Below are 10,439 nucleotides of genomic sequence, written 5' to 3' on the forward strand. Positions count from 1 at the left end.
CTTTGCATGCCGGTTTTCAGGCCGCACATCTGGTTCGTCAGCTCTTTCAGGATAAGCAATTGCCGGAAGAACTGGCGCAAGCCTGCCGCTCTATTCTCGCGCTGCCGGAAGAATATGCGCAATTGCTCGATCAGACTTTGGCGGAAGAACTACCATTGCTGAAGCGTGACGGCGGTTTTATCCGCACGGGCTATCACGCAGAACTGGATGAGATGCGTAGCCTTCGCGATCAGTCGCGTCGTGTGATTGCCGGTCTTCAGGCTGATTACATGGAAGAGACGGGCGTTAAATCGCTCAAGATCAAGCATAATAATGTGCTTGGTTATTTCATTGAGGTGACTGCCAATAATGCCGGCGCACTGACCGATACGGATGAGGCCAAAGCACGTTTTATCCATCGTCAGACCATGGCCAGCGCCATGCGTTTCACCACCACGGAACTGGCGGAGCTTGAAACCAAAATTGCCAATGCCGCAGACCGTGCATTGTCGATTGAACTGGCGATTTTCGAAGAACTGATCCGTCATACAGTTGAAAATGCTGATGCTATTCGTGCCGGTGCTGCAGCGCTTGGTGTGATGGACGTATCGGCCGCGCTGGGTGTTCTGGCCGATGAGCAGGGCTATTGCCGCCCGAAAGTCGATGATAGTCTGAATTTTGCCATTGATGGCGGCCGCCATCCGGTGGTCGAGCAGGCGCTGAAAAAACAGGCCGCTAATCCTTTTGTGGCCAATGATTGCGATTTATCACCGGAAGGCGATCAGAAATTTGGCGCGATCTGGCTTTTGACCGGCCCCAATATGGGCGGTAAATCGACCTTCCTGCGCCAGAATGCGCTCATCGCAATTCTCGCTCAGATGGGCTCTTACGTTCCGGCCACATCTGCGCATATCGGTATTGTTGATCGGCTGTTCAGCCGTGTCGGTGCATCGGATGATCTGGCGCGTGGACGTTCCACCTTCATGGTGGAGATGGTTGAAACCGCGGCCATTCTCAATCTCGCCGGTGAACGCTCATTGGTCATTCTCGATGAAATCGGTCGTGGTACCGCAACCTTCGACGGGTTGTCGATTGCCTGGGCGAGTGTGGAATATCTGCACGAGAAAAACCGCTGTCGCGCTTTGTTCGCCACGCATTTTCATGAAATGACGGCACTGTCAGAGAAGCTGGCACGGCTTGCCAATGTCACCATGCGGGTGAAAGAGTGGGAAGGCGATGTCGTGTTCCTGCACGAGGTGGCCAAAGGTGCCGCTGATCGCTCCTATGGTGTGCAGGTTGCACGCCTTGCCGGTCTGCCTGATGCGGTGGTTGAACGGGCGCGCGATGTGCTGCATCGCTTAGAAGAGGGCGAAACCTCCGGCAAGGCTGAAAAGATCATTGATGATCTGCCGCTTTTTGCTGTCGTCGCCAAACCGCGTGAAGTGGCAAAACCTGCGCAGGATAGCGCTTTGCTGAATGCCGTGAATGAGATTAATCCGGATGATCTGACGCCGCGTGAGGCGCTGGAAGCCCTATACCGCCTGAAACAACTATCGGTTAAAAACTAAAACCCGGCAGGAGGATCGATATGGCAGTTCTGAGGATCGTAGCTAATCTGGCAGGCTCTGATCTTCAGGCTGCGCGGGTCTTCTATGAGGAACTGCTGGGGCTGGATGTGGTTATGGATCACGGTTGGATAGTGACACTGGCTGCCGCAGCGACTGCAGAAAACAGACCTGTCCAACAGCTCAGTTTAGCGACAGAGGGCGGCGGCGGAACGGATGTGCCCCGTCTTTCCATTGAGGTCGATAATCTGGATGAAGTCTATCATCGCGCACAGGCTGCAGGATTTGAAATCATCTATCCGCTCACGGAAGAACCGTGGGGCGTGCAGCGTTTTTATGTCCGTGATCCGCTCGGATATGTCATAAATATCTTATCGCATCAGATATAAAAAAGACCGGTATATTGCCGGTCTTTTTGTTTTCATCACATCATACAAAACGGTCAGCTTCAGCGCCGTAATAATTGATGTAGCGACTGGAAATACGCTCGACCGGCAGAACAATCAGCACATCCGTAGTGCCGAACTGATGGTCAACCACGGCACCGTCACCGATCATTGCGCCAAGGCGCAGATAGCCTTTGATCAGGGGCGGCATGGAAAATAGTGCCACTTTCGGGTTGATGGCTTCCTGCGGAACAATATCCATCGAGCGATAATGCTGCTCAAGTGCACGGACATCCCATTCCGCATCAGCGCGGCAATTATGATGCAGGAAAGACAGCGGTAGCGCATGGGCTTCCGGCACCGTACCGTGGAATGAGGCGCAGCCGAACATCACTTCAATCCTGTGCTGGCGGCAATAGGACCAGATGCCCTGCCACAGCAATTCAACCGTACGTTTGGAGCGATATTCCGGCTTGACGCAGGAGCGGCCGAGCTCAAGAAATTGCAGGCCGGGCTTGCGTTCAAGCAGTTTGGTGATTTCATATTCACCGGCAGAATAGAATGTATGCCCTGCCGCGAGCATGTCGCTGCGCATCAGGCGGTATGTGCCGACAAGCTGCTCTGCCTCACCACCGGAGATTGATGTGTCATAAACCACCAGATGATCACAGATCGCATCATAATGGTCGCTGTCGCGTTCTTCGAGAATGGTATTCTGAGATTTTTGCGCACCGAGTTCGGTATAAAAAACATCGTAGCGCAGTTTTTGCGCAATACGGATCGTGTCCGGATTATCCGCAATCCGCACAATAAGACTGCCCATACGCCCCAGTATCTGGCCGGCCAGTGAAGAAAAACCGGCATCAGCTAAAATGGCGCCTATTTCAAGCGTATCTGGTGGTGTTTGCTTCATGCGTGCATCATGCGCGGTTTGTGAAAAAATTCCAAGAGCCTGTGGCAAGATATATCCTCCGCCGGATTCAACTGTCTCAGTGCTGTCCGCAAGTATTTTGTCTGCTTAGCCACGTTTCTGAGTTGCGGTATTTATAGAGGATGTCTGCGTCAGGCATGTGACATATGCCTTTTAGATTGTCTTGTCAGGCCGGTGAAACTGACAGGTATGGAGAACGGCAGCATGTGAAAAAGCCGCCGGCAAATCCGTTTAAATTGATTTGCCGGAGATTTTGTCAGGGAAATGACCGGATTTGGTGAAGATTTTGAGGTGTTTCAGCCAGCAAAGCGGGACTACTTGCCCTCAACCTGCAGAGCGGGACTTTTTCCCCTCAGCCCGCAGAGCGGGACTTTCTCCATTGTACCAATTCGTCGAGGATAATCAGTCCGGCACCGGTAGAGATATAAACATCAGCCATATTGAAGACAGCAAAAGACCAGCTTGGCAGATGGAACAGGATATAATCCACCACATAACCGAGCAAGCTGCGGTCGATGAGATTGCCCAATGCACCACCAATAATCAGTGCAAAGCCGATGCGGCTGATCACCCGTTCCGGTGCAGTTGTCCACCACAGATAGGAGACGAAGCCGATCACAGCAACGGTCATGGCTATCAGGCCGCCGTCATGCAACCAAGACAGCATGGAGAAGGCAATGCCCTCATTATGGGTGCGGTAAAGCGCCAGAAACGGCAGCAGATCAATCTGCTGATTATAATCCATGCCGCTCTCAACCAGAAATTTGATATACTGGTCTGAGGTGACAGCGAAAACGATAATCAGAACAGACCAGAGAGTGGCGCGTTGGGACATAGGGGCTTAAACTCCTGCGTGTCTTAGTTTAGCGATCATCCAGAACCAGAGCATCACGGCGGATTTCATAGAGCATGACGCCTGTGGCAATGGCAAGATTAAGCGAATCCGCACGGCCAGCCTGAGGAATACGTGCCAAATGTGTGCAAATTTGAGCAAGATCATCAGGCAAACCCTGCTGTTCATTGCCCATCATCAGCACAACCGGCTGCTTGGTGTAAGGAATCGTCCGGTAATCAACCGCACCTTTGAGATGCGTTCCTACCAGCACACCCTTATAGGATTTGCGCCAGTTGATGAATTCGTCATGCTTGGCGCGATAGAGCGGCACGGCAAAAACCGAACCCATGGTCGCGCGCACAGTCTCCATCGAATAAGGGTCGGTACAGTCACCGATCAGAATAATACCTTTGGCACCGACCGCATCAGCGGTACGGATGATGGTTCCGAGATTGCCGGGATCACGCACACGGTCAAGGGCGATATAGGTGTCATTGCCTTGCGGGCGCAGATGATCCAGTGTTTCAAAACGCTGGTCAAAGACACCGGCAACCATTTGCGGATTGTCTTTACGGGTGATCGCCGCAATGACTTTTTCTGAAGCCTCAAGTACCAGACCGCCACCGGCTTTGGTGCGGGCTGCCGCTTTTTCTACCAGCGGATTGCCTTTACCGGCTTTGGAAAACACCAGAGTGCGGATGCGCCAGCCCTGATCAATGGCATCGATCACCAGTTTCAGACCTTCCGCCAGAAACACGCCCTGCTGGTCGCGGAACTTCTTCATCGACAAAGCACGCAGGTCTTTGACGATCGGATTGGTCAGGCTGGTAACTTCTTTAACGCTACCGGTGCGCGGAGTATCTTTGCGGGAAAAATCATTATTCTGGGTCATGAATTGGCAATCCAGCGGGAGAACATGGAAGTGGAAAGTGCGCGTTCGGCAGAGCGTTCACGCAGGATCAGCTCGCCTGATTCAATCACGCCGCAGCGACCGGTGAAGCGGTCGCGCATCAGCTCGTGAATGGCAAAGAACGAGGCACGGATCGAATAGGCGGTCAGTACAACACTGAGGGCATCCGGCGAGAGAATAGCGCGGCACATATCGACCATCTGCGGCAGATTGTCGAAAAGCTGCCAGACTTCGCCATTCGGACCACGGCCATAAGCGGGCGGGTCGAGCAGGATAATGTCGTAAGTGTTGCCACGGCGCTCTTCGCGCGCCACAAATTTGGTTGCGTCTTCGCAGATCCAGCGGATCGGCTTGTCTTCCAGACCGGCCAGCGCCTGATTTTCACGCGCCCAGTTGATAGCTTTTTTGGAAGCGTCCACATGGGTCACTTCAGCACCGGCATGGGCGGCAATCAGCGAGGCAACGCCGGTATAGCCGAACAGGTTGAGGACACGCACGGAGCGGTTGATCTGTTTTTTACGGGCATCGCGCACCTGCTGCGCCATGAAAGCCCAGTGCGCGGCCTGCTCCGGAAAAACGCCGACATGGCGGAACGAGGTGAAGCGGCCGAAAAAGCGCACATCCTGCAACGCCATTGGCCAGGTTTCACCCAGTTGCTGTTTCGGAAAGTGCCAGCGTCCCATGCCTTCTTCATCGGTATTGCCGGTGAAAACAGCGTCTGCCTTGTCCCATTCGCTTTGCGACCATGCAGGCTGCCAGATTGCCTGCGCCTCAGGGCGGATGATGCGGTAAGGGCCATATTGTTCAAGCTTGAGACTGTTGCCGCTGTCAAGCAGCGCATAATCTTCGCTCGGGCTGGTCTCGAGAATAACCGGCAGATTTTGCTGAGGTCGGTCGCCTGACAGTTTCAGCAGTGAGCGCTGGGCAACAGCCGGTTCAGCCGTTACTTTTTTCGGTGCAGCCGGTGCTGCATTTTCAAAAGCCGCAGCATTCTGTTCGGTTTTAGCAAATTTCGGGCGCGGTTTTTTAAAACCCTGCGAAGGTGCAGCCGACACCGCTTTACGGCTATCGCGTGACTGTGCGGCCGGTTTGCCCGCAGATCGCGCTGATGAACCATTATGAGATTTGGCGGCTTTTCCTTTTGGCGATTTCACCCTGTCTGCTCCGGAAACTGTTAAATTGAAGATATTATAGCATCAGATGGTGCAATATTTTCTGTTTCGTAGAGCATGGCAGCCTTTTGGGAAAGCTGAATTTAAGCGCAAATATCTTATAAATGCATCTTTGCCCTGAAAAACTTCATGGTTTAAAGCTTTTCAGGGCAGGAGATGGACAGGATCAGCCTTGTTGTTTCAGGCTCTTTTCATAGACCATAATGCCGGCGGCAAGGTCTTCCATGGCTGCACCAACGGATTTGAACAGTGTAATATCCTGATCGCTTACGCGGCCTTTGACTGTTCCGCGTGCCAGATCAAACAGATCGCCGAGCACATGATCCGGCGTGATAATGCCGTCACGCAAAGGCTGGGTAATGTCGCCGCCTTCTTTCAGAGCACCGTCTTTGGTGTCGACAAAAACACGGGAGCGCAGCACGGCTTCGTCATCACTTTCACGCATATCCGGCGTGAAAGCGCCGACCAGATCCACATGGGTGCCGGGACGCAAATGTTTCCCGTGAATCAATGGTTCGGTTGCCAGAGTGCCGGCGGCAACAATATCCGCCTGCTGAATGGCTGCGATATGATCTTCAGCAATATAGGCATTATAGCCTTCATCACGCAGTTCTTTGAGTGTTGCTTCGGCCCGTTTCGGATTGCGCACGCAAAGCGCAATATCGGTGATCGGACGCACAGAACTATGGGCGCGGACGAGATTGGAAGAAACCGCTCCGGCACCCATGATTACGAGTCGTGATGCATCTTCCCGTGCCAGATAGCGGGCGGCAAGGGCGGAGGCTGCGGCCGTGCGCCAGCGGGTCAGGCTCTGGCCGTCAATCAGTGCTTTTGGTTCGCCGGTAATGCCGTCAAGCAGCAGGTACACACCCATAACCGCAGGCTTGTCGATCAGACCGTTATCCGGTGACACGGTGACGATTTTAACGCCCATATAGCCTTGCGACTGATGCTCAAGTTTATGGAAATCTGACCATGCAGGCATCAGCAGCAACATGGACGGGCTGCCCTCAGGGCGTTCAACCGGATGGTGATGGCGCACAGGCTGGATCATACCGTTACGGAAGGCGCTGTCCAGCGCATCGACCAGTTCCGGCCAGGTCATCAGATCATCAACGGCAGCAGCGGAAATATGAAGCATTATTTGTCAGGCCTTTTATGATGCCGCCCATTGTCTCCTGCAATGCACGGGCATTTATTTTCATTAGAGCATTTCACAGTCAAGTTGGATCAACTTGACGCCCGTGATAATGCGACCAAATAAAGAATCTAGAGCGTAGAGCATTTAATTATACCCACTGCGCTCGCTCGATCTCCTTGTTTTCACGCATGTCGTTATCGGAAAACCGGTGCCCGTTTTTCCGCGACATGCTTTAGAGCGCCGTGTGCCCGATCGGGCGCACAAAACGCGCTCTCACAACAACAGATTGTTCCCATGCCTGAGGGTGGGAGACAAGCGCCGATCTGTATGAAGTTGATGAAAAAGCCTGATAATATATGGTCTGTATGGATGCAGCGCCGAGATCAGGACAGGGAAGATGCGGATGGCAGGTTTTTGGCTTCCGCCTGTTTGGCGCGGGTCAGGAGTGCATCGGCTTCTGCTTTACGCTTGCGTGCCAGTTTGCGGTGCCGTCCCTGTGTGAACCAGATCAGCAGACCGCCGGTAACAATACCAACAAGAAAAGCTCCCAGAACCCAGAGAAACAATGGTGCTGTATAGGTCAGAGCAGGATTGCCGGGGTTGAACGGATCAAGCGTCACACTGACTGCACTGCGATTGGCGACCGACAGTACAATTAAAATCACTGCGAGCGGCAAGGCAATGACAAGTGTCAGAAAACGGTTGGTCATGTTTAATATCCGTAATTCTCGGGCTGCACTGCATAAAATATAAGCGCTATCAGGCATAAATATGCCCGATAGCAGAAGTGCCTGATTTTATATCACCGCTCGCATGCTGCGCATAAAGACGCTTGTATATGCGCTGCAGCTATTATTGATTAATCGTGGCCGTTATTGAGGCGATCACGCAGTTCTTTGCCGGTTTTGAAGAACGGAACCCATTTTTCCTCAACATCGACCGATTCGCCCGTGCGCGGGTTGCGTCCGTTGCGGGCAGGGCGGTTTTTCACGGAAAAGGCGCCGAAGCCACGGAGCTCTACGCGGTTTCCTTCCGCCAGAGCTTCAGTAATTTCATCGAAAACTGCACCGACAATATTTTCCACGTCGCGCTGGAAAAGATGCGGATTGCGGCTGGCGATGATCTGCACGAGTTCAGATTTAATCACTGCGTTCGACCTCTCTGCAATATTAGCGCTTAATCCGGCCGTTTGAAACTGACCGCTGCGCTTCCGGTTTTGATATACTGCGCATCTGACCCGCACCTTTAATAAGGATCGGGGAATGCGCCCTAAAAGAATACTCTCAGAACCTGTATGCGGGCTGTCCCCGTCGGAACAGAGACAGCTTAGTATGAATAATATGCCTATGCTATTAATATTTCATAGCATAACTATCTGAAAATACGCATTATCTTTAATGTTAAACGCATTTTACGGGTATTATTGCGGTTTTTCTCCGTTGCTACCGTGCCAAACTGAAAGCATGCCGTCAAGGAAGATACGCTGACCGATCTGTTCATCAAATAGTGCACCGGCCTGATCGGACAAGCCCATGTTCCGCAACAATAATTTCATAGCAGCAGAGGAAAGCAGGTCATTATAGGATGAGCTTTCAGCTTTCCACTCGATAACCGGCAGCTCTTTGTCGATGCCTTTGGTCTCAAGCCATGCAACAGAGGTTTCCTCATCGCCGATCGCGTCAATCAGCTTATGCTGCAATGCCTGACGGCCGGTATAGACCGAACCGTTGGTCAAAGCAGGGAGCTTGTCGGCTGTAATCATCGGACGGCGTTCTTTAACCAGGCCAACAAACCAGTCATAAGTGTCTTTGACGGTGTTATCGATCATGGCCTTGGCTTCTTCGCTGGCCGGAGAGAAGAAATTCGGCTCGGCCTTCAGCGGGCTGGATTTGATGGTTTCAAATTTCACACCGACTTTATCCAGCAACGCGCTGATATCGGGATATTGAAACAGCACGCCGATCGAGCCGATCATTGATGTCTTATGGGCGATTACATGGTCTGAGGCGATGGCAATCATATAGCCTGCGGATGCTGCCAGTGTGCCGACCTGTGAGACCACCGGTTTCTTATCGGCGATTTTGCGCACGGCATCATAAATCACTTCGCCGCCGGTCGTGGTGCCGCCGGGAGAGCTGATATCCAGAATGACGCCTTTCACCATATCGCTCTCTGCGACATCTTTGAGACGTTTCAAAAGCTCTTCATTGTTATAAATGGTGCCGGTAATGGAAATTTTTGCAATGTGAGGCACATTGCGGGAAGACTTGCTGCCGTTGATGTAAAGCGCAGCGAAGAGTATCATTGCCGCAACAAGCAGCAAAGTGACGGCACGCCAGAAAGTCAGCTTACGGCGAATTCGACGACGTTCAAGCACTGCATCGGCAGTATAAGTCATGAGATATGTCCGTTCTTGGGCTTATATGATGTCTTTATATGTCGCATAAACAGAATGTATTTTGGAAGCGGGGATAATATCCGAGGAAGACCTGAGCATGGTATTATCAGGTTTTTTAACCTCATATCATTGAAAAGTGATCTGAGTTAAACCTCCGGAACGCACAACTGCAGCAATGCAGCTTGTTTTGGACGCGGTATCATCCCATTTATACCACAATAAAAAGCGATTTGAGCGCACTATACAGAATAGTCGTGCATTTCACCGATAAATATTAATACCTTACGTGTAGGCAGCTGGCAAATTGCCGGTTTCAGGAGTTTTGGACTGTGTCAGACCATAAGATGGTTTTCGGAGCGTCACATAAAAGTACCGCTGTGTTTCACGCTGCGAAGAGACACAGCATGCGCGTGCGCGTTCTGAAAACCGCTTTGCCGGTTGTTGCTCTCGGCGTGGCTGCGGTTTTCTCATGGTACACATTTCTGGCTACGCCTCCCTCTCCGGTGAAAGTTGAGCTGGATCCGTCTGAAAGTGGCAAGCTGGTGATGACCGGCCCGCAGCTTAAAGGCTACACCAAGGATAAGCGTCCGTTTTCGATGGTTGCCGAGCGCGCTGTGCAGGATGCCAAACAGAACGGCGTGGTTGCGTTGGAAGGAATCAAAGCGCAATTGCCTGTCGGTGATAAAGACAGCGCCGAGATTGATGCGGCATCCGGCGTCTATGACAGCAATAACGGTCATTTGCAGTTTGATAATGCGTTCACGGTGAAGACAACCGATGGCATGGAAGCCAAGCTGGGCTCGGCCAATGTGAATGTGTCGAGTGGCGAGATGTCGACCGATAAGCCGGTGGATATCCGCACAAAAAACGCACATATCCGCGCGAATAAAATGATCATTAAGGAAAACGGCAAGGTGATGGTGTTTGATGATCAGGTTCAGCTGACCATTGAGCCTGTTAAGGAAACCGTCTCCGCAGCGAAAAAGGGCAGCTGATTGCAGCACCTGTGCTGCGCCCGTAAAGCAGTCTTTGTTTCGTCGTTGAACAGAGTGTGATAGTGATTTACACCAATAAGTAATACGCCTGTTATAGATGTGTTGGCAGACTGCGTATATTCCGGCG

The 10,439-nt window shown here is 52.1% G+C and carries 11 protein-coding genes; 3 read left to right on the forward strand and 8 right to left on the reverse strand.

What is annotated here, in order from left to right; translation table 11 throughout:
• A partial coding sequence (gene mutS, locus A918_RS0108695; protein ID WP_028233572.1) for a DNA mismatch repair protein MutS occupies positions 1-1,547 on the forward strand: 1,547 nt, incomplete at its 5' end.
• 20 nt (positions 1,548-1,567) lie between these two features.
• Entirely contained in the window at positions 1,568-1,933 is a 366-nt protein-coding gene (locus tag A918_RS0108700) for a VOC family protein (protein WP_022710693.1), read from the forward strand.
• Between the two features lie 40 nt (positions 1,934-1,973).
• Here A918_RS0108700 and A918_RS0108705 read toward each other — a convergent pair whose 3' ends face one another.
• From A918_RS0108705 to sppA, 8 genes are all read right to left on the reverse strand, one after another.
• Entirely contained in the window at positions 1,974-2,843 is an 870-nt protein-coding gene (locus A918_RS0108705; protein ID WP_028233573.1) for a GNAT family N-acetyltransferase, read from the reverse strand.
• Between the two features lie 370 nt (positions 2,844-3,213).
• Positions 3,214-3,696, reverse strand: coding sequence for a signal peptidase II (gene lspA / locus A918_RS0108710; RefSeq protein ID WP_022710695.1), 483 nt, complete (start codon positions 3,694-3,696; stop codon positions 3,214-3,216).
• A gap of 28 nt (positions 3,697-3,724) precedes the next feature.
• The gene (locus A918_RS0108715) at positions 3,725-4,588 is read right to left on the reverse strand and encodes an RNA methyltransferase (RefSeq protein WP_028233574.1); all 864 of its coding nucleotides are present in this window, start codon (positions 4,586-4,588) and stop codon (positions 3,725-3,727) included.
• Positions 4,585-5,760 (reverse strand): class I SAM-dependent methyltransferase, encoded by a 1,176-nt coding sequence (locus A918_RS0108720; protein WP_028233575.1) that lies wholly within the window; start codon positions 5,758-5,760, stop codon positions 4,585-4,587. Before A918_RS0108720 ends, A918_RS0108715 begins: the two co-directional genes overlap by 4 nt.
• Positions 5,761-5,944: 184 nt before the next feature.
• Positions 5,945-6,919 carry an ornithine cyclodeaminase family protein gene (locus A918_RS0108725; RefSeq protein ID WP_022710696.1) on the reverse strand — a complete coding sequence of 325 codons (975 nt, stop codon included), beginning with the start codon at positions 6,917-6,919 and terminating at the stop codon, positions 5,945-5,947.
• A gap of 383 nt (positions 6,920-7,302) precedes the next feature.
• Complete coding sequence (locus A918_RS0108730) at positions 7,303-7,629, reverse strand: lipopolysaccharide assembly protein LapA domain-containing protein (protein ID WP_022710697.1); 327 nt, start codon at positions 7,627-7,629, stop codon at positions 7,303-7,305.
• Between the two features lie 149 nt (positions 7,630-7,778).
• Positions 7,779-8,162 carry an integration host factor subunit beta gene (locus A918_RS0108735; protein ID WP_022710698.1) on the reverse strand — a complete coding sequence of 128 codons (384 nt, stop codon included), beginning with the start codon at positions 8,160-8,162 and terminating at the stop codon, positions 7,779-7,781.
• A gap of 177 nt (positions 8,163-8,339) precedes the next feature.
• Positions 8,340-9,317: a signal peptide peptidase SppA gene (sppA, locus tag A918_RS0108740; protein WP_022710699.1), complete on the reverse strand. Its 978-nt coding sequence runs from the start codon at positions 9,315-9,317 to the stop codon at positions 8,340-8,342.
• Between the two features lie 344 nt (positions 9,318-9,661).
• Here sppA and lptC point away from each other — a divergent pair, with 344 nt between their 5' ends.
• On the forward strand, positions 9,662-10,312 hold the full coding sequence (gene lptC, locus A918_RS19960; RefSeq protein ID WP_022710700.1) for an LPS export ABC transporter periplasmic protein LptC: 651 nt from the start codon (positions 9,662-9,664) through the stop codon (positions 10,310-10,312).
• Positions 10,313-10,439: the final 127 nt, after the last annotated feature.

Source organism: Pseudochrobactrum sp. AO18b (assembly GCF_000409565.1).
Taxonomy (GTDB): domain Bacteria; phylum Pseudomonadota; class Alphaproteobacteria; order Rhizobiales; family Rhizobiaceae; genus Pseudochrobactrum; species Pseudochrobactrum saccharolyticum.